Below are 24,060 nucleotides of genomic sequence, written 5' to 3'. Positions count from 1 at the left end.
ACGCTACAAATGCACGTAAATAAATATAGAAAAGGCCCAATTTACTGCCCAATATCTGCAAAGACCGGCTTCACCGCCTTTTCATTGTATGCACATGCATGTATTCAAAACCTCTTCGCGGACAAAAAAAGAATCATTCTGGCGACTTTGGTGTCTCCAAAATGATTCTGCAGCGGCCAAATCCGGTTACAATCCCGGTATGGCTGTATGTGTATCCTTGAGAATCTGTTCTACTTCATGCTTCACGTCGGGATTGCTGCGGATGAAGTCTTTGAGCATATTCAAGTTGGATTCTTTGGACTTCACCGGTGAATCCTCTTTCTTGTGTTCACTGCTGCCGGATGCATGAGAGCCGTTATCATGACTGCTGCCCTCAGCGGTACTTCCAAAGCCGGTCATGGCCATTCCCATAATTTTGTCCTTGGCCTTCTCACCGGCACTTTCTGAAGAACCGCCCGTGTGAAGCAGTGAAGACATCATGGCGCTGCGTTTTTTGGACATAATCATACTAGCGGCCGCACCCATCAGCACTCCGCACAGAAATGACGAAGTATTCATATCTCTAACCTCCTTGTATGGTAAAATCATGCTTAGTGTTCGCGGAAAGATTCCGGCTCATACAGCCAAACAACAAGAAAGCGAGATGAAAAAAGTGGGTAAAGCAACAACACTGCTGCTCCTGGCTGCTTTTCTGCTGTCAGCTTGCAGCAACAACGTCGGGAATTCAGGCAACACCGCTGCGGGGAATGCGACCCAGACTCCGGCATCAGCTCAGCCTGCCTCTGCTCCGGCTCAGGCGGACCCTCCTGCCGGTGAATCCCCCGCTGCGCAGGCAACGCCTGCCACAACAGCGGAAGCGGCAGTTACGCCAACCGATCAGCCAACCGGGGCAGCAGCTTCAGAGGAAGTACCGCTGCTGTACCATATGAACAAAAACTACGATATCATCCCGAACGATGCCGCAACCAACAAAAAGATCGTCCTGCTGACCTTCGATGACGGGCCTAAGGATGCGGAATTAATCAATCCGCTGATGGATACACTGGACAAGCACAAGGCCAAAGCTATTTTCTTCGTCAACGGGTACCGGGTGAAGGAGCATCCTGAGCTGCTTGAGCTGATTCATAACCGCGGCGGCATTATCGGGAATCACAGCTGGGATCATATTGTGCTGAAGGATAAATCCGAGGCGGAAGTAAAGAAACAGATTGAAGATGTGCAGAATATTGTCAAAGAGGTCACTGGTGAGACCCCCGTGTTCTTCCGCCCGCCGCACGGTGCAGGCGGGGACGTCGGCAAAAAAATCGCCGCTGACAACGGGCTGCTCTATATGACCTGGTCTGTCGGCTCGCTGGACTGGGAGATGAAGGAAAAGGACACGGATAAAACGGAAAAGCTGATTACGAATGTTACCAGCCAGCTGCATTCCGGCAGCAATATTCTGATGCACGAGCTTCCGTGGACTGTGGAAGCGCTGGATACACTGCTGACTACGCTTGAAGGCAAAGGCTACAGCTTTGTCGATCCGCGCAGCATTGAACTGAAAATGCGTTAGAATCCATACTGCTTTACAACAAAAATAATCGCTCAAGCCGAATGAAGGTATCCGCCATCCTTCCGGCTTGAGCGATTTTTTGTTTATAACTATAGATAGAGGACCGGTTCTAAAATCACAGGAATAAGCAAAACGGCTCCCGGCAAGTTAATCCGGCCGGCAGCGGAGTGTAAGTACATGCATCTCGGCCGGGCTGCCCCAGCGCAGCGGCAAGTGCGCAGTCCCGAAACCCCGGCTGATCAGCAGCTTCAGCGGGTGATCTACATTCCCGTACCCGGGAATGTCGTACATGCCGGCATTATAGTGACGGTAGAATTCATCACCATGCCTGCTTCCGATAAAGGGAAGCACGACTTGTCCGCCATGTGTGTGTCCAGCCAATATTAGATCAGCGGGCACTTCCTGCTGCTGGGACAGCCACAGCGGATCATGCACCAGGATGATCCGCAGGAGCTCTGTATCTGCGGCAGCCACGGGCGGCAGTGCTGAATATGCCTTCTTACCGCCTTTTCTCGGGAAATCCATGCCGGTGAGTATAACTCTTGAACCGGACCGTTCTATAGTTACATTCTCATCCAGCAGCAGTCTGGCTCCGCTGCCGCGGATGATATTATCGACAAGCGAGGTATTCGCCCGGTAATCATGATTGCCATGAACTGCGTAGACAGGCGCCAGAGATGCTATAAATGTCATATTATCCAGCAGGCGGTCTGCCGGACTGCCCTTCTCCGTCAGATCGCCGCCCAGGAAGACCGCATCTACCTTCCCGCGGAGCGGTGCCAGCATCACAGCTGGAAGACGCCGGCGGTGAATATCCGTAATGAACAGAATACGGAAGCCGTCAAAAGCAGCCGGCAGTCTGTCCAGCACTATTTCCTCGGCAATAATGCGTTTTTTGAAGGCTGCGGCAACCATGACTATACCCGCAGTCCCCGCCGTTCCAGCACATACGCTCAAGAGAATCAGCAGCCACATCATTGCCATAGCTCATGCAGCGGAGGTGCTCCTTTTATTCCCCAGAACAAAAGAAAGGCGAGCAGCATTAAAAATATGACGATTAGCGAGTTAATAAACATTTTGCTGAAACGGATTCGTTCTGACGGATAACTCTGCGTCCGGGAGGGGGTTGCCTCTCCTTCCTGCTGCTCCACTTCACGCTTCGGTTTCCTAGAGGTCTGCTTCTCAGCATGTCGGACCTTTCTCGATAAAGTTCCTGGAGCAAGGACTGGAGTATCCAGCTGTCTGGCAGCTGATTCGGAAGAACCATTTCCATTATTTTCTTTGACAGGAGACTGTCCTGCGCCCTTATACTGTTTCTGGCGGGACCTTACCCGGCTTAGTTCTTCGCTCATGATGCCCTCCTGTATCGAATCACCATTCCTGAGAACAAATCTATGAGGAAGTGGCACAGGATCGGTGCCCATAGACTGCCGGAATGAATATAGATGTAGCCGAGGCCGTAGCTGCTGAGAAATACCCAGCCTGTTGGAATCCAGTGGCGCAGATAACGCACATGAATAACAGCGAAGAGAATGCTCGTCCAGTACGGCCCCAGTGAATGCTGTATGGCGCCACGGAACAATAGCTCTTCGCATACTGCGACAATCGCTGCAATGACAATAATATGCCACAAAGGACGGTTACCGAACAGCAGCTCATTAATTCCCCCGTCATCCATGCTGTCCTCAGGCACAATATGGGTCAGCAGGAAATCAACAACCAGCATAACAGCAGCAAGTCCAAGGCCCCAATACACAAAATGTGCATTCTCCGGAAAATTTAATATGTGAATAGGATTTCTTTTCTGTAATAATATCCATATCAAACCGATAAATAGAGTAAGGCCCTGAGTTATATACAGATTAATTAACAGCAGCTTGTCTGTTAACTGCTGAGGATCGGCTTTCTTAATTTTGATTTCACCCAATTTGAATTTTTTCATTGTAACCTGCCTGTTCTTTAATATTTTTACATAAGATAATTTCCCTATAAGAAGGAGCACTAATTATGAACAGCCGTACCTCCCGCACTCAAATGTTGTACACACTAGGTTTTATATTGTTTCTAATATCCGCATTCGCCTCATTTTTTACGGGAGTAAAGGTTGGAGCAGACAAAACGGAGGCCAAATATGCACAGCTGGCCGGACATGAAGTTACGGAGGAGTTCTCCGGTTCCTACCAGCAGCAGGATCTTGTTACGTTCTATCATAACGTATTTTTGCCCTATCGGGAATTCAAGCGCAACTGGAACGATCAGGTGGACAGCCTTGCACGGAGCACAGATGCACGGCAGAACGCGGCAACGTTGAAGAACCTTAGCATTCTGGCGGACAAGCAGTATGATAAGGTCACGCAGGATTCCATCTTCACCAATTCGCCGCTGCTGTATGAGTCACAGCTTAACGTCCTTAAGAGCCTGACTCTATTCTCACAGGCTTCAGGGAAGGTCTCTGCTGGATCTTCAGGAGCAGAAGCCGCCAAGCTGCTGAGAAGTGATAATTTTACCGCCAGCGCTGTGAAATTCGGACTGATGGCCCAGAAGAATTTCTATGATTCTATGCTGAAGTGGGGAGCCAAGGCCAACTCTGCTATACCCGATGTATCCGGGGAGCTGAAGACACTGACTTTCATTCAGTGGAAAAAGATGCCTTTGCTCCTCAAGAATGCTTCTATCGCAAACATAATGCTGAACCGCGGAATTTATGCCGGTTATGACCCGCAGGATATTACAGCCAAGATCGACGATATGATCTATTCCGGAACCGCCAATTCCCTGAAGCTTGGGGATATCCAGTCGTCAGTCACCCTGCTCATTTCTACCGGTGCTGTGCAGGAGCAGGACTTCATTAAATGGCGGGAGCAATATTACGGCAAGGAAACGATGCCGCAGCTCCCTTTCTTCTATGAGTAGAACCAGTTATTGCATCATAACGAAAAACAGGGCTCACTTCAAGGCGGCACACTGTAGAAGAAGACTATTGACACACTTGGCATCACCATGTTACATTATGAAAAATTAATCAAGCAAAAGCGATGATGGAACAAAGATTACTGATGTCTTCAGAGAGCCGGTGGGTGGTGCAAACCGGTGGCAGACGGAAATCTTTAGCGCTCCTGAGATATTGTATTGAACCTTGAGTAGATACAATCGGATCACCTCCGTTACCAGTGTGGCCTATTCAGGCCAATGAGGCTGCTTCTTGACCGTTGCAGTGAATTAGGGTGGTACCACGAGAACTCTCGTCCCTTACTACGGCAGTAGTATGGGGTAGGGAGTTTTTTTTGTACCCGGATTCTCTAAATCCGCCCACCCTGCCCATACGCTGCCTGAATCAGTACTTCTGCACGCCTTTTCTTTTATGCGACAACGCGTTGCCCCGTTGTTCCGACAAATTTCATTCCTTTTTTATGAATCTGGTACTGCGGATTACCCCACCAGGGAATCCTTGGCATATATAATAGGCTTTCCAATTTGAAGGAGGACAAGAGACCATGTTTAAAGTATTAGTATCGGATCCGATCAGTGATTTGGGCATTCAGCAATTGATGGACGCAAGCGATGTGACTGTGGACAAAAAAACAGGACTTAGTGAAGACGAGCTTATTGCAATCATCGGCGAATACGACGGCTTACTCGTTCGCAGCCAGACAACCGTGACTGAGAAAATTATCGCAGCCGGTACTAATCTTAAAGTGATTGGCCGTGCCGGGGTCGGTGTGGACAATATTAAGCTGGAGGCAGCCACACAACGCGGTGTGGTGGTCATTAATGCTCCGGACGGAAATACGATCACCACCTGTGAGCATGCCTTTGCCATGATGATGGCTCTGGCCCGTCACATTCCTCAAGCCTATGCCAAGACCATTTCCGGCGTATGGGACAAAAAGACTTTCCTCGGCGTAGAGCTGCGCGGCAAAACCCTGGGTGTGCTCGGCATGGGACGGATCGGCAGCGAAGTAGCCAAACGGGCCAAGGCTTTTGGAATGGATATTCTGGCCTACGACCCCTTCCTGACTGCAGACCGTGCAGAGAAACTGGAAGTAAAGCTTGCTTCGGTAGATGACATCGTCCGGGGAGCAGACTTCATTACTGTTCACACACCGTTGACACCGGAAACCCGCCACATGATCTCCCGTCCGCAATTTGAAGTCATGAAAAAAGGAATGCGCATCATCAACTGTGCCCGAGGCGGTGTAATTGATGAAATGGCACTGGTTGAAGCTATCGACAGCGGTATTGTTGCCGGTGCTGCGTTTGACGTCTTTGAGAAAGAGCCGCCGGAAGCGGATCACCCGTTCCTCTCGCATCCAAAGATTATCGTGACCCCGCATCTGGGCGCTTCGACCGTTGAAGCCCAGGAGAATGTTGCGATCGATGTATCGGAGCAAGTGCTGCATATTCTGCGTAACGAGCCGTTCATTAACGCCGTGAACATCCCTCCGGTTGCTCCTAGTGTAATGAACAAGCTGCAGCCTTACTTCACCCTCGGCGAGAAGCTCGGCAGTTTCGTGACTCAGATTACGGATGGAGCGATCCGTGAGATTCATGTGGAATATGCCGGTGACCTCTCCGACGTCGATACACAGCCGCTGACCCGCTATATTGTCAAAGGCGTGCTCTCCCGCCATTTTGCCGGGGATGTTAATATTGTCAACTCCATGCACCTGGCAAAGACGCGTGATGTTAACGTAGTAGTAACCAAAGCTTCCAAAACCAAAGGCTTCACTAACCTCATTACCGTTACACTCAAGGCTGAGCATGACGAAGAACGCCTGGTTGCCGGAACCCTGCTGCAAGGCTATGGCGAACGGATTGTGCAGGTTAACAAATTCCCGGTAGATATCGCTCCGGAAGGTCATCAGATCGTCATTTCCCACAACGATAAGCCGGGTATCATCGGACTCGTCGGTACACTGCTCGGTCAGAACGACGTCAACATCGCCTCCATGCAGGTTGGCCGTAAAATTGTCGGCGGAGCTGCAATTATGCTGCTGACCGCTGACAAGGCTGTTCCGCAGGATGTACTAGTCAAGCTCGCCGGATTGCCGGAGATCAATACTGCGGAAGAAATCACTCTGCTGTAGCTGAAGAACGCAGGCTTATGTTCTTGGAATACCTGAGTTCAATATAAGCGCACCAAAAAACACTCTTGAGGAATGCCGGCACGTGCCGGCATTTCAAAAGAGTGTTTTTTACATCTTGCGGCTTCGGGGTTATTCCGGAATATTAAATATGGGGCCCCCCCGCCCCTCTGTGTCTGTATACACATATTTCTCAACCCAGACATCCCCACCTGCTGAGGTCTGCCTGTCAGCTGCATCACCTCAGGATCAGCAGCGAGCGCTGCGGCAGCCCGGCCGGTGTACGCCGTAGTCTCACTGGCCTGCAGCTCCTCTACCTCCTGCCAGTGCTCTTCATGCGTCTTCATGCTCTCCAGCACCAGTTCTGTACGCATCCAGCCAGGCGATAAGGGAATCACAGCGATCCCAGCCGCAGCTCCCCTTGCACCAACGGCTCACTTTATTAATATCAACTCTTATATATGACATCAACTGACATATATATATGATAAACTTAAAATATGTTCTGCTTAAGTGGAAACGGCTTTGCCGTTCCTGAATAATCAGAAAAATCTCTTTATAACCAGGAGGTCTTCATCCATGAGAGCAGACCGTTTATTATCCATTCTGCTGCTGCTGCAAAGCCGCGGTAAAATAAGCTCCCGCGAGCTGGCACAAACGCTGGAGGTTTCCGAACGTACCATCTTCCGGGATATGGAGTCACTGAGCATCTCCGGCATTCCCGTGCTGGCAGAACGCGGCCGGGAGGGAGGCTGGAGGCTGGCTGAGGGCTACCGGACCTCCCTGACAGGTATGAACCCTAAAGAGATTGGTGCGCTGCTGCTGCCGGCAGACCCGGCCATTCTGCAGGCGCTGGGAATTCAGGCGGAGTTCTCTTCCGCTGTCCGTAAGCTGCAGGCCGCTGGTGCAAGACAACCCGCTGCAGCTTTCAGCCTTCTTAATGAGCGTATTCATATTGATGGTGCGGGCTGGCATCCGTCGGGCGAAACCTATCCCAGTCTCACTGCATTGCAGGAGGCTATATGGGAGGACCGAAAAGTGATAATCAGTTACATGCGCGGGGAGGAGAGATCAGAGCGGCTGATTTCACCCTTTGGACTCGTAGCCAAACGTGGTGTCTGGTATACCGTGGCCGAAACAGGCGGTGAAATGCGGACCTACCGGGTATCCAGAATAAGTAGTGCTGAAGTCACGGATGAATATTTTAGCAGACCCCATGATTTCAATCTGGCTCATTTCTGGGAAGCTTCTACTATGGCATTCAAATCTGCATTGCCCCGCTATCCTGCCAAGCTGCTCGTGAAGGACAATATAATGAAGGATCTCAAACAAGAACGTTATGTTTCCGTACTACTCAAGGAGCATTCACCCTTACCCGGCTGGTACACAGTCGAAGCCGAATTCAATACGCTGGAGTCTGCCTGCAGGATCATCTTATCCCTAAGCCCGGGCATTAGAGTTACCGCTCCGGCAGAGCTTGCTGACAATGTTGCGACCACTCTGCGCGAAGCGGCTGCATTATATGCAGACAATGTGTAAACATACTCTTTTTGAACAGCCGGAAAGAATTATGTCAGTTCTTACAATAGACCGATTACGCTTTAATCCCCTATAATATTACAATACACAATATTTATTTCTAGGGGGAACTATAGTCTATGGACTGGATGAACAAGCTGCCGTTAAAACAAAGAATCGTTGCCGGATGTTACCTGGTCGCCGCTTTATTCGCTGTCCCTGTATTAATTACGCTCATCGCAATGGGCAAGGTAATTATCGGTATTATTCTGATTGCGGTATTGGCTGCACTGACCTACCCGCTTGCGCGCTTCATTGAGAGAACGCTTACATCTTCATTTGAGGATATCTCCAATGTGACGCATACGATCGCCAAAGGCGACTTCACCAGCCGTGCAGACGAGAACGGATCAATGGGCGACATCAGCCGCTCCTTCAACACTATGATCGATAAATTGAAGAAGATCCTAACCGATGTTTCACAGCTTACCCGCCAGGTTATGGATGCCAGCCGGGGTATTGAGGACAAGAACCAGAACCTTAAGATCGTAATGACACAGGTAGCCTCCTCCTCCAACGAACTTGCCCTGGGTGCGAATGAAATCTCGGTAGATATTGCCGACATGACGGAATCGATCAAAGATATCGAAACTAAAGTCTCCAATTATACGAACTCCACCAAAGAAATGAATAAACGCTCCACCCATACGCTGGAGCTGGTTGAAAAGGGACGCCAGTCCGTGGACACTCAAGCCGAAGGCATGCGGAAGAATATCCAGGCTACGCAAAAAGTAGCAGATACGATCGAAGCACTCTCACAGAATGCCCGCGGGATTACCATGATCACCAAGACCATCACGGAAATTGCCGAACAAACCAATCTTTTGTCACTTAACGCCTCTATTGAGGCTGCACGCGCAGGTGAACACGGACGTGGTTTCGCAGTAGTAGCCCAGGAGGTCCGCAAGCTTGCCGAAGAATCAACCGCCTCCACCAAGGAAGTATTCGGGCTGGTCCGTAGCATCGAGGCCGATATCAAGCAGGCTATCGATAATATCGCTATTAATGAAGAGGTTGTTCAGGTGCAGAACGAGATGATTACGGAGACCGCACATATTTTCGCGCAAATCGTACATAGTGTGCAATACATAACCGAGCAGATCTCCTCCTTCTCCGCAGAGAGTGATCTGATGCTGGAGAGCGCGCTCAAGATCTCTGGAGCGATAGAGAATATCTCAGCCATTACCCAGGAGACAGCAGCAGGTACCCAGGAGGTATCCGCAGCGATGAACGAACAAATTCATGCCCTGCAGTCCGTAGCGGAAGAGACCGATAAAATGACACAATCTGTCTTCCAGCTGCAAAAAACAATCCATATTTTCAAATTCTAGCAGCAGCCCAAAGAGACCTTTTCCACAGAGCAGTCTGAGGGAAAGGTCTCTTTTTGGCATGAAAAAAAAGATTGTGATGTAATATTCACAAAGTGTTAAAATAGTGCATAACGCAAAAAAACCGCCTTTGCACTTCTTTACTGCTAATTCTTTATTACTAATAAACTAACATAATTTCAAATTTTAATTACCCATTTCTTAAGACCTATTCCGGGGTTCTACCAGCCTATAATTTTAATACATCCGCATGGTTTCATGAGGTTCCTATAATGTTATGAGGCTTATGGCTTATGCAGATTAACCCCTGCTCTTTTTCTGCATTTGCATTATAAGACTTTGGCCTTCCAGACGCATCCATTTTCAAAAGTTTGAATATCTATTATTTCATCTCCTATTACTTCTGAATATTCGCCAAATTTCGCGTTTTGTTGCACAAGGCTTATTGACAAAAGGCGAGCGAGGAATATATTGTAAAGGAAAATTATCCTTCGCTGTATTGATAACAACATAAGAGGCAAAATTCACCGAAAGGGAATGACGCAAAGCCATGGATCTACAGTCTCACTTTTCCGGTGAGATCATGACAGCCAGGTTGCTGAAAAACTATGAACCCCCCGGGAATCCGGTTCAGTAATGGTGATTCGTGCAACAGGCCTGTGCTCCTATTTCGAGTACAGGTTTTCTATTGCTAGCATACAATCAAAAAACAACTTGTGGGGTGGATGTTCTGAAGACAGTTGCAGATTATATGGCGGAAGCATTACGCGATCTTGGGGTAACACATTCTTTTGGTATTATTGGCAAGTCCATTTGTCCTATAGCCCTCAAGCTTGTTGACTATGGCATTGAGTTTATTCCCGGCCGACATGAGTCCAGCTCCGGCTTTGCAGCAGGCGGCTATGCACTGAAAACAGGCAGTCTCGGGGTAGCCTTCGGCACCTCCGGTCCAGGCGGAACGAACCTGCTAACCGCAGCAGCACACGCCAAAGCCAACAATCTCCCGGTACTATTCATTACAGGCCATCAGTCCATTAAAGAGCTGGGTATTCCCCAGTGTCAGGATTCTACATCCTATCTCGCTGATTTGGCGGACATGTTCAGACCAGCCACTCTTTTCAGCAAGCTGGTTGAACGCGGCGACCATTTCAGTACAATTTTCAATCATGCCCTGTCTATCGCCCTTGGTGACAAGAAAGGACCTGTTCATTTATGTATTCCGTTTGATGTTCAGACCGAGCGCCTTGAAGAATGCCGGATTGTCCTGCCGCAGCGGGAAAAGCTCGTCAGCTACGCCAACTACGAACGGTTCATTTCAGCGATCAATGCTTCCAGCAGACCTCTGATCATTGCGGGTAAAGGGGTTAACCGCTCCGGTGCGCACAAGGAACTGGTTCAATTGGCCGAGACGTTCAACATACCTGTAGTAACCTCTCCCGGCGGTAAAGGAGCCATTGCTGCGGATCATCCGCTCTATCACGGTCCTGTGGGCGTTGGGGGATGTACGCACGGGGATGAGATGTTGAACAACAGTGATCTGTTTATCGTGCTTGGTTCGCGTCTGAGTGATATGACCATATGCAATCTGAAGAGGGAGAATCATCCGGATCAGCTGATCCAGTTCGATGTTGATCCTACTTTTGTTGGTAAAATACTGACTTCCCGCACTCTTTCCGTCGGCGGCGATTTGCGTGACAACCTGGAGCTGTATCTCAGCAAGGTTGATCCGTCCACCATAACCAGACGTGAAACAGAGATCTCCAATCATTATACTGAAGAGCTGCCAGTGCTGCCCAAGCTCTCGCTGGCTTCGGTAATGAGCACGATGAGCGATTTGATTCCATACAACAGCAGTGTGTTTGTTGATGACGGCAGCCACGGCTTCAATGCGGTCAAATGGTTCAACGTGAAGAAACCGGGGAGCTTTGTATTTGATGCCTACTTTGCCTGCATGGGGAATTCAATCGGCATGGCCATCGGTGCCAAAACTGCTTCGCCGGAAGAGACGGTCTTCTGCATTACCGGTGACGGCTGTTTCATGATGCTCGGAACTGAAATTAACACAGCGGTTTGCAAGAATATCCCGGTTATTTTCATCGTTGTGAACAATATGCAGCTGGATATGGCACTTAAGGGTATGGAAAAAACAACAGGACGTATCGATGGAACCATTTTCGAAGTCCCTATGGATGCAGTGAAATTTGCTGAGTCCCTGGGAGCCGCCGGCTTCCGCGCAGAGACGCAAGAGGAGTTTGCCTCTGCAATCAGCCAAGCAGTTGAACTTAACCGCGTAGCCGTTATTGAGCTGTTGACCGACCGTGACGAAATGCCTCCTACGGCCCACCGTACACTGGATCTCAACTAGGCTGTAATTTACTGATTCTCTAACTTACTATCAGGAGGCAAACAAGTGAATATGAACGTAGACAGTGGACTGGATCATTTCACCAATCTTTCCGGGGACTATGGGGCCAAAGCCCTAGCTCCTATTAAAGAGCATTTTCCCGAATTAGCCGAGTATATCATGGGCAATGCATACGGTGATATTTTTCAGCGGACCACCATCGGCTCTGACTGGAAAGAAATTGCTGTCATCTCTTCTTTGATCACCATGGGACAATTTGAGCAGTTGGGTGTTCACTATGTAATGGCGCTTCGCGTGGGGATGACCGTAGATCAAATCAAAGGTATCCTGCTTCATCTGACACCTTGTATCGGCGCACCCAGAGTGATCTCGGCGTTCAATGTTCTGCTGCAGACGCTGGAAGATATTCGTTAATTAATAGCATAATATTACATCATTCGACTTATGTATTGCGTAATCAAGAAAGTTCTGGTTATAATGAAGGCAAAATATCCCAAAACCAAGTTCACTTTGTCGAATATCGTCGCAGGAACGTAGTTTTTCGGGATATCAACATGATGAATCATCAGGTCACTCTGAATAGTCATGCAATTTAAATTACGGGAGAGATGAACATGGGACAATTTATTTTGAAAACGGACACTGCGAAGAAAGTAATTAACATCGAGCTGGAAGGAACCTTCTCGAACGAGGACGGTCTTAAATCGATACAAGCCTATCAGCAGACCATCAATCCGATCAACCCATCCGAATATGCACTGGATATCGATTGCCGCAAGCTTAATGTAACCGCTCCAGATGTGGTGCCGTTGCTCGAAGGCTGCTTCATCATGTTCAAGGCAGACGGCTTCCAAAAAGTGAGCCTTACCCTTGAGAATAACCCTATTCTCAAAATGCAGCTGGCGCGTCTGGGCCGCAAAGCAGGACTCGAAAACCTGGAAATTACGTCTACCGTACAAGCTTAAGTTAACTTATTGTTAAACCATTATTAGCGGTTTGAAACGCAAGATTCGCTCACGAAACGAAGTGTATGCTTACGGGCTACAAAACTTTTAGGAGGTTTACTATGGCAGGGATTCGCATTAAGGACATTGATATCTATCATCCAAGCAAAAGAATCGGCAATGACTTCTTCATTCAGCACTTCGATGAGAAGGGAATTGATATCCGTGGCCTGCTGGCTGCTCTTGGCCGTGAAAACCGCTACAGTATCGACAGCAAGGATGAGAACTCCCTGACAATGGCTTTTGAAGCCGCAAGCAATGTACTGGACAAGACCGGCCTGACCGGTGCAGACATTGACCTGATCGCTTATGCAAGCCAGACTCCTGAATATATTTTCCCAACGAACTCATTGATGATTCACCGCCTGATTAATGGTGCATCGCACACGATCTGTATCGACAGTAATGCCAACTGTGCAGGAATGACTGCCTCGGTTGAACAGGTCAGCCGTCAAATGATGGCGAACCCGAGAATCCGCCGTGCACTTGTCATCGGTTCTGACTACGTTGCCCCGCATGCGGACAAGAATGACCCGGTATATTACGCCAACTTCGGCGATGCAGCTGCTGCGCTCATTCTGGAGCGTGACGAGAATTCGGTAGGCTTCATCGATTCGATCTATCAGACCGACACCTGCGTCTACGGTAACTCGCTGTTCCCGGCGGAAGGTTTAGCTAATCTCGGACGTACAGGTGTGGCTGCAGGAGAATTCAATGTGAAGTTCATCCCGTTCGATGATTCCATCTGTGTGGATGCTGCTTCAGAATCAATCAACACTCTGCTCAGCAATAACGGAATCGCACCTGAATCCATCAAGGCCGCCTGCTTCTCCCAGTTGTCACTTCCGAACATCAAGGCCGTTTCCGGCAAAACCGGAATTGACGCTGATGCAGCCGTCTACATCGGGGATGAATTCGGCTATACCTCCACCAGCAGTCCGTTTATCGCCCTGCACAAAGCAGTGACTACCGGACAGCTTGAACGCGGAGACAAGGTCCTGTTCTGGACAGTAGGCGCCGGATGGCAGAACGTCGCTCTTGTAATGGAGTATTAATCTTAGCTGTTGAACTTATAGTTTCTCGTTGATATCCAAACAGCCCGCAGCAGAACTTCTGCCAGCGGGCTGTTTCTTTATGTATACTTCAGGTTTCGACTCACCTCAGACAGAACCTGCAGCGTTCATCCTGCCTAAGGTGAATCTATCCGGTTCATTCGGTAAGCGCAGGCTGCCATATCAGCAGCTGTTCTCGTTACCTCTGTCCTTCATGCTTCTCCCAGCCCATTGTCCGGGACACCGCGTCCTGCCAGGCGTTGTAACGGCGCTCACGCTCTTCCGTCCCCATCTGCGGCGAGAATACCTTCTCGGCCTTATTGAAGCTCTCCAGCTGCTCCCGGGTCCATATGCCGGAGGTAAGGCCTGCCAGCAGCGCAGCACCGAGCGCTGTGGTCTCCGCATACGTTGTACGGGTTACGTCGCTCCCAAGAATGTCCGCCTGGAACTGCATCAGCAGATTATTACGCACGGCGCCTCCATCCACTCTCAAGCCGCTGAGCGGCATGCCAGCGTCTTTTTCCATCGCCCCGATGACATCGCGGGACTGAAAGGCCAGCGACTCCAGTGTTGCGCGGACCAGATGTCCGGCAGTCGTTCCCCGGGTCAGTCCGAACACGGCACCCCTGGCATACATATCCCAGTAGGGTGCACCAAGGCCGGTAAAGGCCGGTACGACCACAACCCCCTCACTGTCCTCCACCTCACTCGCCTTCTCTTCCGAGTCGGCTGGGGCTACGATCAGCCCCAGGCCCTCCTGCAACCATTGTACCGCTGCTCCAGCCACGAACACACTACCCTCAAGGGCATAATAGAGTTCGTCTCCCATGCCCCAGGCTACCGTGGTCAACAGGCCATGACTCGAAGTCACTGCCTCAGTCCCTGTGTTCATCAGAATGAAACAGCCTGTGCCGTAGGTGTTCTTGGCGCTGCCTGCCTCCAAGCAGGTATGACCGAACAATGCCGCCTGCTGGTCCCCAAGCACAGAACGGATGGGGATGTCTACACCGAACCACTGCTTGTCTGCAGCCCCGAAGTCCCCGCCGGACATCCTCACTTCAGGCAGAATCGAAGACGGAATACGCAGCGCTTCGATCAGGCCGTCATCCCATTTGCGCTCATGCAGGTTGTAGAGCATGGTACGTGAAGCATTGGTAACATCCGTAGCGTGCACAGCGCCTCCTGTAAGCTTCCAGATCAGCCAGGTGTCTACGGTTCCGGCCAGCAGTTCCCCCCGGTCCGCCCGCTCTCTCGCCCCCGGCACATGGTCCAGAATCCAGGCCAACTTCGTTGCCGAGAAATAAGCATCGATGACAAGACCCGTCTTCTCAGCGATCTCTCCGGCCATTCCCTGCGCCTTAAGCGCCTCACACTGCTCCGCAGTCCGGCGGTCCTGCCAGACGATCGCCGGATAGACCGGCGTTCCGGTAGTCTTGTCCCAGATCAGTGCAGTCTCGCGCTGGTTGGTAATGCCGATGGCCGTAATACTATCAGCAGGGGCGGAGCTTGCCGCAATAGCGTCTCTGGCCGCAGCAAGCTGACTCTCCCAGATTTGCTCCGGATCATGCTCTACCCAACCCGGCCGGGGAAAGGATTGTCTAATCTCATATTGCCCTTGCGCGATCATTCCCGCCTCCTCATCAAAGAGAATCGCGCGTGAACTGGTGGTACCTTGGTCCAAGGATAAGATCATTATGCACAGCCTCCTGCAAGCCTCAGCTTCTATGATATGTTCCACGTTGAACAAGATTAATGTGGTGGTTTCAACAAAAAGCACCTCTGCTGTCAGAGGCGCTGTCATGCATTGTCCGGATTTACTGTTTTTCGACAGGAAGCCGCAGGGTAAAAGCGGTGCCTTCTCCAAGCTTGCTCGAGGCATGGATACTCCCATGATGCGACTCGACGATGTTCTTCACAATCGCTAGTCCCAGACCGGTCCCTCCCGATTCTCCCCTTACACGTGCTTTGTCGGCTTTGTAAAAGCGCTCAAAGATATACGGCAGATCCTCAGGCGTTATGCCCACCCCTTGGTCCCGTATCTCAATCTCCAGAACCCTCCGGCCTTCCAGCACGGTGGAATCCGCCCGAATGCATATCCGTTTATCGGCCGGCGTGTGGCGGAACGCATTATCAAGCAGATTGGTGAGCACCTGCTCCAGCTTGTCTTCATCGGCAGCCTTAAGGAGCAATTCGGTATCCGGTCTCTTCAGCTCAAGAATAATATCCCGCTCCTTGGCTCTAACCGAAAACTTGCGGTACACCCGTTCCAGCAGTTCCCCTGCATCCACTTGCACTTTCAGCATATCTGTATGCCCCGCTTCCATGCGGGCCAGATCGAGCAGATCCTTCACCAGCCGGCCCATACGGAGCGACTCATCGTGGATCACCTGGACCAGCTCACTGCTCTCCTCCGGGGAGGAGGCCATTCCATCCAGCAGCGCCTCGCTGTAGCCTTGCATCATCGAGAGTGGTGTGCGGATCTCATGCGAGACATTGGCGACGAAATCGCGGCGCATCTTCTCCAGCCGCACTTCCTCCGTCACATCGCGCAGCACCGCCACCGCCCCGCGGAGATTATCCTCGGAATATAAGGGTGCCATATGCACAGACCATACACCCTGCCGGACATGGATATTGGAGCGTTTATCGCCTCCTACGCTGAGGGTACTGAAGAACAACGGCCGCAGCGGCGGAGGCACATCACGGGCAGGTCCAGCCTGTGGATACAGCCCGCTATCCTCTTCCTGCTCCCAGGTAAGATCACTCCAGGTTTCCAGCAGCGCCTGGCCATGCGGATTGGTGAGGATAATCTGCCCCTCAATATCGAAGGTGATCACCGCATCACTCATACTGCGCAGGACGCTGGACAAATGCCCTTTTTCATTATTCAGACTGCGTATATTCTCTTCCAGCTCTTCTGCCATGTGATTGAAGGATGTCGCCAATTGGCCGATCTCATCGCTGGTGACCAGCGTCAGTCTCGTCCCGTATTCGCCGCGGCGGATATCATTGGCCGCCTCAATCACCTGCTGCATCGGCTGGGTAATCTTCGTAAACAGGAATAAGGCAAAGAATGTCGTTAAGGAAAACCCGATCATACAGGTATACATAAATAAACGCTTGATCGCCCCGGAATTGGCGAAATTACTGTCGATGTAGGGTAACAGAAACAGCCCTAGCGTAATGAGCACGACAGCAACCAGACAGATGATCGTGATCCACAGCTTACCGACAAGACTTCTCCAGAAATTCACTTATTTAGGCACCTCAAGCTTATAGCCGACTCCCCATACGGTAGTGATCATAGCCGCCGATTCCGGGGACACCTTATTCAATTTCTCGCGAAGACGCTTGACATGGGTATCCACGGTACGCAGATCTCCAAAGAACTCGTAATTCCACACATCCTTGAGCAGTTCCTCACGCGAGAACACCTTATCCGGGGAGATCGCCAAATAATGCAGCAGCTCATATTCCTTAGGGGTCAGACTTACCTCCTGGCCGCCGGCGGTTACGCGGTGTGCATCATGCTCAATAATAAGAAAAGGAAACACGATATTGTTGCTTGAATTGCTCTCTTTGGACAAAAAAGCAGTTGCGGAAGAACGGCGCATTATCGCCTTCACCCGGTAAATCACTTCACGCGGGCTAAACGGCTTAACGACATAGTCATCTGCGCCCATTTCAAACCCTTGAACCCGGTTAATCTCTTCACCCTTGGCAGTAAGCATCAGGACCGGCGTAGATTTGACTCCTCTGAGTCTGGTCAGCACTTCAATCCCGTCGATGCCCGGCAGCATAACATCCAGCAATATCAGACCGTAGTCATTGGCTGTTGCTTTGCGCAGAGCAATTTCTCCATCTTCTGCCTCGTCAATTTCATAACCTTCTTTTTCAAGATACATTTTGAGCAGGCGGCGGATGCGTTCTTCGTCATCCACCACCAGAATTCTATTCAAGTGCTCTGCCATTTACACAACAACCCCTTCATCAAATACAGTAGAACGTTACCCTAAATCTTGTGCGTGCCAGAGAATATAGTCTACTCAGTCTGTCCCCGCATAAGAGTGAAGTCCGGCGATCACAAGATTAACGCCAACCAGGGTAAACATTACGATCAGAAAGCCGAGTACAGCGAGCCAAGCGGACTTGCGTCCCTGCCATCCGCGGGCCAGCCGCAAATGGAGATAAGCACTGTAGAACAACCAGGTGACGAGTGCCCACACTTCCTTAGGGTCCCATCCCCAGAACCTGCCCCAGGCCACTTGAGCCCATATCATCGCAAAAATCAAAGCCCCCAGTGTAAAGATCGGGAAACCGATGGCGATTGCCCTGTACGTTATTTCATCAAGATCATTCTCATCAATTCCGTCGAGAACCGGATGTATCGCCTTACCCAGCGGTTTGCGGACAGCCAGGCGGAGAATTCCATATAGAATCAGCCCGGACAGCAGTGACCAGATAACGGTATTGAACTTGCGCCCGGCATTGACACCATTCATCCAGGATGGAGCTTCGAAGAGCGGTTCTTTTATGCCAAGAAACGACTGGAAGCTCTCAATTTCGCTATGGTAAGGTGCCACAATCGGCGGCATTTTATAACTCACTTTCTCTATTGTACTATCTCCCTGCCCCGGGCTGTCAATCGTAACGTTCGAACGGACAAAAACAGATTCATAGCCGGCACCGCGGAATGCAAATACAGATCCAAGAAAACCAATTATAACAATGATTGAGAAGAGAGTAAATTCGACAAGTCTCTGCTGCTTGCGGTCACTGCGTTCCCTGCTGTTAAAATTCACCGTACGCAGGAGATACATCAGTCCGGCCGCGAAGCCTACGGCAAAAAATGATTCCCCGAGTGCCGCCAGTGTGACATGAATATTCAGGTAGATGGATTTCAGCGAGGGGATCAGCGGCTGTACTTCCTGCGGAAATACCGCTGCATACGCCATCACAATAATCGAGATCGGAACCGCGAAGACACCGAGAATAATTTTGCGGTAAATCGCGAAGATCACAGTAAACGCAACCATTACCATCATCGATAAAAAAGTCATGAACTCGTACATATTACTTACCGGAATATGACCCGATCCCATCCAGCGTGTAATGAAGTATGCCAGATGGCACAGCAGCCCGAGCGAGGAGGCGATAAAAGCGATTCTCCCCCAGCGCGCGGTATGCTCCTCCGGCTTCCTGCCGGACCATCTGCGCCCCATAATGGCGATGGTGAACAACATGAATGCTCCGCTGTATAAAAAGAATGCGGCAATAAAGACGTCACTGCTGAAATCGAGCAAGCTCATGCCAGGCCTCCTCCGTTGTCCAATGATTTTTCATCGACTGTCATGTCTATCTTCTGGAGAATAGAAACGATCTCACGGCGGAAGCCGAACCAGTTCTTGTTCGTATGGCCTCCTAGCACCAGTTCCCCGCCGTCGACAGTCAACCAGATGCGTCTATGCTGCCAGTAGAAGCCGAGTATCAGCCCCAGCATGATAATGCCCGCACCAACCCAGACAAATGGCATTGCCCGGTCGACCCGTACATTGAGATAGGTGGTGGATTCCGAGAAGTCAACATCACTCATACTGCCGACCTCAAGCTCCAAGAACCGCCCGCTGCCGCCAAGCTTGTCGTTGATGGCTGACTGCTGGAATTGCTCCTTGTCAATCTGTTTCGGAAAATAGAAATACTGCTGCCCCCCGGCCGGAAGCTCCGGCCCTTTAATAAGGAAGAGGAATGCAGGGGCATTCGGATACGGCGACTTGGACACTGGCTGGCCTTGATCGCTCAGTCCGAAATCCATATATTTCTCTTTGAGCTCCAGCGTATATGGACCTGCCTGGAAGCTGCGCTGCGGATTCTTCATATCCAGTTCAAGCTTGCCGTAAATCTCGCCAGTGGAGGAATTCGTCAGACCGGGCTGCACAGAACGCAGCACAGGAGTCAGGTCATAATCAAACTGATACGCTTTCAATCCTTGGTAGCTGAGCGGTGAATTCACCTGAATGTCATGCCGGGCCACTTCCGTAAGCTCCGGCTCCTTAGACGGGTCCGTGCAACCGGCAGTACATTCATAGAGAACCGCCCGGGTCTCGTAGAGCTTGGGAAGCACCTTGATTCCGCGGAACTCCTCAGGCATCTCTTCTTCCGTGTAGAATTCTACGGTGAACTTCTCATTCTTAAGATAGAGGCTGGTGTCCGGTATTTTGACGGTCTCCCCTTGCGGAAAAGCAAGATGCTGGTCCATATTCAGCCCCGGAAGTCCTCTCGCCAGCACGGCGAGCAAAAAAATAATCAGGCCGATATGTATTACATAAGGTCCCCAGCGGCTGAAACGGTGTTTCTCGGCCAATAAAGCGCCGCCCTCCGTCCGGACGCGGTAACCTTTCTTCCTGAGCGGCTGGACGATGCGCGCCACCCACACCTCCGGTTCCTCTTCCACTTGCGTTACGAGCGTCAGCTTCTGACGGGTCAGAAACTGGCGATGCTTGCGGATCTTTTGCCGGGTTAATGCCTTGTACAGCGGAAGCACACGGTCCAGGCTGCAAATGACCAGAGAAGCTCCGATCATTACGAGCAGCGTCACAAACCACCAGGATTCATAGGTATGCGAAAGGCCGAGTCTATAATATATATTCCCGGCTGTTCCGTACGTTTCTTGATAATATGTTGAAGCGTCAATATTCAGAAAAGTGCTCTCTTGCGGAAAAATGGTACCCAGCATAGCGCCTAGCAGTGTCAGCACAATCAGATAGATGGCGATTTTGACTGAGGAAAAAAAGTTCCAGACCCTGTCGATCACTCCGGGACCTACACGCTGTGAACGGCGGGCTACCCCATCGTAACGCATCTCCAGATTCTCGGAAGAGTTCCATTCCTTCTCATCCAGCGGCTTGCCGCAGGCTTCGCAGAGAACAGTGCCCACAGGATTCTGGTGACCGCATTCACATTTGGTATTGCTGATTAGCGGCATGTGCTCCTTCATTCTCCCACCAGATTCCCGATTTGCTCGTCAAGCGAGCTCAAATCCAGCTGGCCGATATGAATGCTGTCTACCTTGCCCTTCGTATTAATGAAGAAGGTGGTAGGCAGCGGGGAAACCCCGTAACTGCGGACGGCATCACGCCCCGTATCCATCACAACCGGGAAATCGATATCCACGAGCTTCACGAAATTGTCCACTGTCATCTGATCCTCGCCTACATTAACGCCTACGACCACTACGCCCTGGTCTTTCCACTTCTCCCACTGTGCCTGCAGGGCAGGCATCTCCTTGACACAAGGGGCGCACCAGGAGCCCCAGAAGTTAAGCACAACCGACTTTCCTTTGTACTCCTCCAGCGTATGGGTCACGCCGTCCAGCCCAAGCAGTTCAAAGTCCGGCGCTCTCCCGCCTTCCGTGGGTTTGCCGTCCCCTCCGAACACGGAGGAACCGATTGCATAACCCCCGAGCAGAAGGATTAGAAATAGTATCACGATTTGTATTGGCTTTCTGGCCTTGCCCATACGAGGGTGCCCCCTTCTGTGACGCAACTCATTACTTTAGTTGTTAGGTGTGAACATCCTATGAACATTATAACGAATATTGTCACAGTTTTAGGAGGGGGAATTGTGAACTTTATGTGTCTTTGCGTGTCGTATTCTCTCTTAGCGCGCCGGCCTTGGCTATTTGCTGCAGATGATTGATTTCATCCTTGGTCAAATGACGGTAAGAACCGCGTTTGAGATTCTGGAGCAGGATATCTCCGAACGAAATCCGTTTCAGTCGGATCACCGGGTGGGCAATTGCCTCAAACATCCGCCGTACCTGACGGTTGCGGCCTTCATGGATGGTAATGCTGATGACCGTTTCTTTATTGGCTTCATCGACGTCTTTGTATTCAACTTCTGCCGGAGCCGTCATGCCGTCTTCCAGCTTAATTCCGGCCTTCAGCTTGTCCAGCGCCGTGCCGTGCGGCACACCCTTGACCGTCGCCAGATACGTCTTCGGCACGTGATGCTTCGGATGCGTGAGCAGGTTCGCAAACTCACCATCATTCGTCAGCAGCAGCAGCCCCTCCGTATCATAATCCAGACGGCCTACAGGGTATACGCGCTCTGTAATGCCTTTCAGGTAATCGGTTACCACCTTGCGGCCCTTGTCATCGGATGCGCTTGTAATTACACCCTTGGGCTTATTGAACATGATGTAGATTTTGTTCTCGCCCCGGATCAGTCTACCGGAGACCTTAATAATATCTGTTGCGGGGTCCACCTTCGTGCCAAGCGTAGTTACGAGTTCCCCGTTGACTTCCACTTTACCGGCCAAAATCATTTCTTCACATTTGCGTCTGGACGCAACACCTGCTTGCGCCAAAATTTTCTGTAATCTTTCCATTTTCGACTACTCACCTCAGGTTAATGATAACCATCGGAGGGATAAATCACAAGATCATTCCATGGAAAAAATGCTCCCGGACAAGTTTGGCTATGCGGTTCAACGAGTAATGGCGCAATTTGATAGCGCCCTGCCAGCTCCAAAATGAGTTTGCCTGCCGCAAATAGCTGCTGCTGGCGTTCCGGTAAGCCGGGAAGCTCATCCTCTTCACCGTAGTTCCCTTCCAGGCAGATATGAATATGTTCGGGATCTGTCAGCAGCGGCGCAGCGTAGATCCCCCCTTCCAGCCCGACCCAGAAGTCAAAGCCCTTGCCGTTAATGGACGGACAGCGGGAATGATGAAGAATAAAGCCTTTGTATTCCATCCCTTGCCCTCCTTCCTCCGTATTGCTGAAATAGCATATGAAGTGAAAAGGTGCGAGGTGATGGCCGATTGTTAAAATCTTTGGGGTTAGGCGTGGCCTGAGGTTGCGGGGAACGTGAGGGCAAAAGCGGGCGGGAGCGCGGGGGCAAAAGCGGGGCGCGGGGGCAAAGCCGGCGCGGACTACTCGTAACTCCGGGGAATGTTTGGACTTCCGGCCGCTGTTAAAGTAGGATTCCCTTGATCCAACTGCCATGCGGCAGTTGAAATCCAATTTTAAAGGTGGCCGCTAACGCTCCTCCAGTTCCAAACTCCCTCTCCGTTACACCGCCAGCCCAGTACGCCAACTATTTCAAAGAATGAAACAAACAGTCCTCACCCTGGGGTAGTGGGTGAAGACTGCAGGGGCAAGCTGCTGCTGCGCATTGCTTGGAACATGCGCTAAGAAAGCAGAGAAGCAGAGAAGCAGAGATAAGCTGAACTTAAAGTATCAGCTTAGAGCCAGCCTTCGATGATTATTTGAGCTTCCGGGTGGCCGCGGTGCCCGTACCATTATCTCGCAGTCTAAATCCTGCACGAAATACAACATTTCCTTCGAGATATAGGCCTTAATCGAAGATTGTTGTATAAAAGGCATCATTTCCCCTCCTTTTTGGAGAAAAAACGGAAAAATTCTTCTACTACATACAACAATCCTCCCGCAAACCGGTTTATCGCTGTATGTGAGTTGTATTCCTTACAACATTCTGCATGTACCCGGTTGCTCAGCGGTGTACAACCCCATATAAACATACAGCTTCAAATCCTTATGTAACCTTAAGCCTTGGTTCTCCGCTGGACTAGCTGGACTATATGATCTATAAAAACAGCTGCGGCAAAACCAGCCAGATTTATGAACAAAGTAAAGAGATATCCGTAACCGATACCGCTGTCCTTTGAAGAGTCTCCGGTAACGGCGGCAAGGAATTGATGAAACTGAACGAGATCAAACACATACAAAATAGATATAATTCCTGCGAAAACATACCGGCCGGCAAAGATGCCCAGCAGGATGGCAAGTACAATAGCTCCGCAAAAAATATTCAAAAATAAAATCGAGTCCCCTCCCGCAAGCTTCCGGTTCACATTCAAAACGAGAAAGCCAATAACGAGAAGCAGGCAAAACACTCCAAAGAACAGCAGTAAATTGCGGATCAGAACGCGGTGGTTCAAATTCCACGCTGTCTCAAAAACATCTGTCCCGAAATGGAGCAGATACAGTAAAACGGGTATGTAACAGGCCAACAAAAAAACAATAGGTTCCACTTTGCTCCATGCTCCCTTTAACTTATCGATGTGCAGCAGTGC

General features: G+C 50.4%; 23 protein-coding genes, 1 riboswitch and 1 other annotated feature. Of the genes, 9 read left to right on the top strand and 14 right to left on the bottom strand.

Going from position 1 to position 24,060, the window contains the following annotated elements; genetic code table 11:
• Positions 1-186 precede the first annotated feature (186 nt).
• Positions 187-558 (bottom strand): hypothetical protein, encoded by a 372-nt coding sequence (locus tag MKX70_RS17465; protein WP_039301760.1) that lies wholly within the window; start codon positions 556-558, stop codon positions 187-189.
• Positions 559-643: 85 nt separating this feature from the next.
• Between MKX70_RS17465 and MKX70_RS17460 the strand changes: the two genes are divergently transcribed.
• On the top strand, positions 644-1,555 hold the full coding sequence (locus tag MKX70_RS17460) for a polysaccharide deacetylase family protein (protein WP_340840405.1): 912 nt from the start codon (positions 644-646) through the stop codon (positions 1,553-1,555).
• A gap of 147 nt (positions 1,556-1,702) precedes the next feature.
• Here MKX70_RS17460 and MKX70_RS17455 read toward each other — a convergent pair whose 3' ends face one another.
• The 3 genes from MKX70_RS17455 to MKX70_RS17445 are packed head-to-tail and all read right to left on the bottom strand — an operon-like array spanning position 1,703 to position 3,497.
• On the bottom strand, positions 1,703-2,533 hold the full coding sequence (locus tag MKX70_RS17455) for a metallophosphoesterase (RefSeq protein WP_340784646.1): 831 nt from the start codon (positions 2,531-2,533) through the stop codon (positions 1,703-1,705).
• Complete coding sequence (locus MKX70_RS17450; protein WP_042237664.1) at positions 2,530-2,907, bottom strand: hypothetical protein; 378 nt, start codon at positions 2,905-2,907, stop codon at positions 2,530-2,532. Before MKX70_RS17450 ends, MKX70_RS17455 begins: the two co-directional genes overlap by 4 nt.
• Complete coding sequence (locus MKX70_RS17445; RefSeq protein ID WP_042237666.1) at positions 2,904-3,497, bottom strand: CPBP family intramembrane glutamic endopeptidase; 594 nt, start codon at positions 3,495-3,497, stop codon at positions 2,904-2,906. Before MKX70_RS17445 ends, MKX70_RS17450 begins: the two co-directional genes overlap by 4 nt.
• A 65-nt stretch (positions 3,498-3,562) precedes the next feature.
• Between MKX70_RS17445 and MKX70_RS17440 the strand changes: the two genes are divergently transcribed.
• Complete coding sequence (locus MKX70_RS17440) at positions 3,563-4,468, top strand: hypothetical protein (protein WP_042237668.1); 906 nt, start codon at positions 3,563-3,565, stop codon at positions 4,466-4,468.
• A gap of 113 nt (positions 4,469-4,581) precedes the next feature.
• Positions 4,582-4,808: a binding site (T-box leader), on the top strand.
• A 241-nt stretch (positions 4,809-5,049) separates the two neighbouring features.
• Positions 5,050-6,642 (top strand): phosphoglycerate dehydrogenase, encoded by a 1,593-nt coding sequence (gene serA, locus MKX70_RS17435; protein WP_039301745.1) that lies wholly within the window; start codon positions 5,050-5,052, stop codon positions 6,640-6,642.
• A gap of 38 nt (positions 6,643-6,680) precedes the next feature.
• Here serA and MKX70_RS17430 read toward each other — a convergent pair whose 3' ends face one another.
• Positions 6,681-7,037, bottom strand: a complete 357-nt coding sequence (locus MKX70_RS17430; protein WP_197072951.1) for a hypothetical protein — start codon at positions 7,035-7,037, stop codon at positions 6,681-6,683.
• Between the two features lie 181 nt (positions 7,038-7,218).
• Between MKX70_RS17430 and MKX70_RS17425 the strand changes: the two genes are divergently transcribed.
• The 6 genes from MKX70_RS17425 (at position 7,219) to MKX70_RS17400 (ending at position 13,969) form a co-directional block, all read left to right on the top strand.
• Positions 7,219-8,178 (top strand): helix-turn-helix transcriptional regulator, encoded by a 960-nt coding sequence (locus MKX70_RS17425; RefSeq protein WP_042237671.1) that lies wholly within the window; start codon positions 7,219-7,221, stop codon positions 8,176-8,178.
• 119 nt (positions 8,179-8,297) lie between these two features.
• Entirely contained in the window at positions 8,298-9,548 is a 1,251-nt protein-coding gene (locus tag MKX70_RS17420; protein ID WP_042237673.1) for a methyl-accepting chemotaxis protein, read from the top strand.
• Between the two features lie 503 nt (positions 9,549-10,051).
• Positions 10,052-10,148: riboswitch (cyclic di-GMP riboswitch) on the top strand.
• Between the two features lie 118 nt (positions 10,149-10,266).
• Complete coding sequence (locus tag MKX70_RS17415) at positions 10,267-11,910, top strand: thiamine pyrophosphate-binding protein (RefSeq protein ID WP_052416588.1); 1,644 nt, start codon at positions 10,267-10,269, stop codon at positions 11,908-11,910.
• Positions 11,911-11,961: 51 nt separating this feature from the next.
• Positions 11,962-12,324, top strand: a complete 363-nt coding sequence (locus tag MKX70_RS17410; RefSeq protein WP_042242919.1) for a carboxymuconolactone decarboxylase family protein — start codon at positions 11,962-11,964, stop codon at positions 12,322-12,324.
• Positions 12,325-12,524: 200 nt separating this feature from the next.
• On the top strand, positions 12,525-12,875 hold the full coding sequence (locus tag MKX70_RS17405) for a hypothetical protein (protein ID WP_042215586.1): 351 nt from the start codon (positions 12,525-12,527) through the stop codon (positions 12,873-12,875).
• A gap of 101 nt (positions 12,876-12,976) precedes the next feature.
• A complete protein-coding gene (locus MKX70_RS17400) occupies positions 12,977-13,969 on the top strand; it encodes a 3-oxoacyl-[acyl-carrier-protein] synthase III C-terminal domain-containing protein (protein WP_042237675.1) in 993 nt (330 codons plus the stop codon).
• 196 nt (positions 13,970-14,165) lie between these two features.
• Here the strand turns inward: MKX70_RS17400 and glpK are convergent, their stop codons facing one another.
• From glpK to MKX70_RS17355, 9 genes are all read right to left on the bottom strand, one after another.
• Positions 14,166-15,659, bottom strand: coding sequence for a glycerol kinase GlpK (gene glpK / locus MKX70_RS17395; RefSeq protein WP_042237677.1), 1,494 nt, complete (start codon positions 15,657-15,659; stop codon positions 14,166-14,168).
• Between the two features lie 121 nt (positions 15,660-15,780).
• A complete protein-coding gene (locus MKX70_RS17390) occupies positions 15,781-17,220 on the bottom strand; it encodes a HAMP domain-containing sensor histidine kinase (RefSeq protein ID WP_042237678.1) in 1,440 nt (479 codons plus the stop codon).
• The gene (locus MKX70_RS17385; RefSeq protein WP_039301726.1) at positions 17,221-17,937 is read right to left on the bottom strand and encodes a response regulator transcription factor; all 717 of its coding nucleotides are present in this window, start codon (positions 17,935-17,937) and stop codon (positions 17,221-17,223) included.
• 75 nt (positions 17,938-18,012) lie between these two features.
• Positions 18,013-19,275, bottom strand: coding sequence for a cytochrome c biogenesis protein CcsA (ccsA, locus tag MKX70_RS17380; RefSeq protein WP_340840404.1), 1,263 nt, complete (start codon positions 19,273-19,275; stop codon positions 18,013-18,015).
• Positions 19,272-20,960 carry a cytochrome c biogenesis protein ResB gene (resB, locus tag MKX70_RS17375; protein ID WP_042237683.1) on the bottom strand — a complete coding sequence of 563 codons (1,689 nt, stop codon included), beginning with the start codon at positions 20,958-20,960 and terminating at the stop codon, positions 19,272-19,274. The genes ccsA and resB overlap by 4 nt, the downstream gene beginning before the upstream one ends.
• A complete protein-coding gene (locus tag MKX70_RS17370; protein ID WP_340784629.1) occupies positions 20,957-21,481 on the bottom strand; it encodes a redoxin domain-containing protein in 525 nt (174 codons plus the stop codon). The genes resB and MKX70_RS17370 overlap by 4 nt, the downstream gene beginning before the upstream one ends.
• A 112-nt stretch (positions 21,482-21,593) precedes the next feature.
• The gene (locus tag MKX70_RS17365; protein ID WP_039301714.1) at positions 21,594-22,352 is read right to left on the bottom strand and encodes a pseudouridine synthase; all 759 of its coding nucleotides are present in this window, start codon (positions 22,350-22,352) and stop codon (positions 21,594-21,596) included.
• 20 nt (positions 22,353-22,372) lie between these two features.
• Positions 22,373-22,717: a hypothetical protein gene (locus tag MKX70_RS17360; RefSeq protein ID WP_042237685.1), complete on the bottom strand. Its 345-nt coding sequence runs from the start codon at positions 22,715-22,717 to the stop codon at positions 22,373-22,375.
• Positions 22,718-23,529: 812 nt separating this feature from the next.
• Positions 23,530-24,018 carry a hypothetical protein gene (locus tag MKX70_RS17355; RefSeq protein ID WP_042237687.1) on the bottom strand — a complete coding sequence of 163 codons (489 nt, stop codon included), beginning with the start codon at positions 24,016-24,018 and terminating at the stop codon, positions 23,530-23,532.
• Positions 24,019-24,060: the final 42 nt, after the last annotated feature.

The sequence above is a fragment of the Paenibacillus sp. FSL R7-0312 genome (assembly GCF_038004445.1).
Taxonomy (GTDB): domain Bacteria; phylum Bacillota; class Bacilli; order Paenibacillales; family Paenibacillaceae; genus Paenibacillus_AQ.
Note: the sequence above shows the minus strand (reverse complement) of the source record. Positions and strands in the feature narration are given on the sequence as shown.

Excerpts from the sequence above, each read along its gene's own strand:
- MKX70_RS17460 (WP_340840405.1), top strand. The coding sequence starts at position 644 with ATGAAAAAAGTGGGTAAAGCAACAACACTGCTGCTCCTGGCTGCTTTT.
- MKX70_RS17465 (WP_039301760.1), bottom strand. The coding sequence starts at position 558 with ATGAATACTTCGTCATTTCTGTGCGGAGTGCTGATGGGTGCGGCCGCT.
- MKX70_RS17420 (WP_042237673.1), top strand. The coding sequence starts at position 8,298 with ATGGACTGGATGAACAAGCTGCCGTTAAAACAAAGAATCGTTGCCGGA.
- MKX70_RS17440 (WP_042237668.1), top strand. The coding sequence starts at position 3,563 with ATGAACAGCCGTACCTCCCGCACTCAAATGTTGTACACACTAGGTTTT.
- MKX70_RS17445 (WP_042237666.1), bottom strand. The coding sequence starts at position 3,497 with ATGAAAAAATTCAAATTGGGTGAAATCAAAATTAAGAAAGCCGATCCT.
- glpK (WP_042237677.1), bottom strand. The coding sequence starts at position 15,659 with ATGATCTTATCCTTGGACCAAGGTACCACCAGTTCACGCGCGATTCTC.
- MKX70_RS17360 (WP_042237685.1), bottom strand. The coding sequence starts at position 22,717 with ATGGAATACAAAGGCTTTATTCTTCATCATTCCCGCTGTCCGTCCATT.
- MKX70_RS17370 (WP_340784629.1), bottom strand. The coding sequence starts at position 21,481 with ATGGGCAAGGCCAGAAAGCCAATACAAATCGTGATACTATTTCTAATC.
- MKX70_RS17425 (WP_042237671.1), top strand. The coding sequence starts at position 7,219 with ATGAGAGCAGACCGTTTATTATCCATTCTGCTGCTGCTGCAAAGCCGC.
- MKX70_RS17450 (WP_042237664.1), bottom strand. The coding sequence starts at position 2,907 with ATGAGCGAAGAACTAAGCCGGGTAAGGTCCCGCCAGAAACAGTATAAG.
- MKX70_RS17400 (WP_042237675.1), top strand. The coding sequence starts at position 12,977 with ATGGCAGGGATTCGCATTAAGGACATTGATATCTATCATCCAAGCAAA.
- resB (WP_042237683.1), bottom strand. The coding sequence starts at position 20,960 with ATGAAGGAGCACATGCCGCTAATCAGCAATACCAAATGTGAATGCGGT.
- MKX70_RS17455 (WP_340784646.1), bottom strand. The coding sequence starts at position 2,533 with ATGATGTGGCTGCTGATTCTCTTGAGCGTATGTGCTGGAACGGCGGGG.
- MKX70_RS17365 (WP_039301714.1), bottom strand. The coding sequence starts at position 22,352 with ATGGAAAGATTACAGAAAATTTTGGCGCAAGCAGGTGTTGCGTCCAGA.
- ccsA (WP_340840404.1), bottom strand. The coding sequence starts at position 19,275 with ATGAGCTTGCTCGATTTCAGCAGTGACGTCTTTATTGCCGCATTCTTT.
- serA (WP_039301745.1), top strand. The coding sequence starts at position 5,050 with ATGTTTAAAGTATTAGTATCGGATCCGATCAGTGATTTGGGCATTCAG.
- MKX70_RS17405 (WP_042215586.1), top strand. The coding sequence starts at position 12,525 with ATGGGACAATTTATTTTGAAAACGGACACTGCGAAGAAAGTAATTAAC.
- MKX70_RS17410 (WP_042242919.1), top strand. The coding sequence starts at position 11,962 with ATGAACGTAGACAGTGGACTGGATCATTTCACCAATCTTTCCGGGGAC.
- MKX70_RS17385 (WP_039301726.1), bottom strand. The coding sequence starts at position 17,937 with ATGGCAGAGCACTTGAATAGAATTCTGGTGGTGGATGACGAAGAACGC.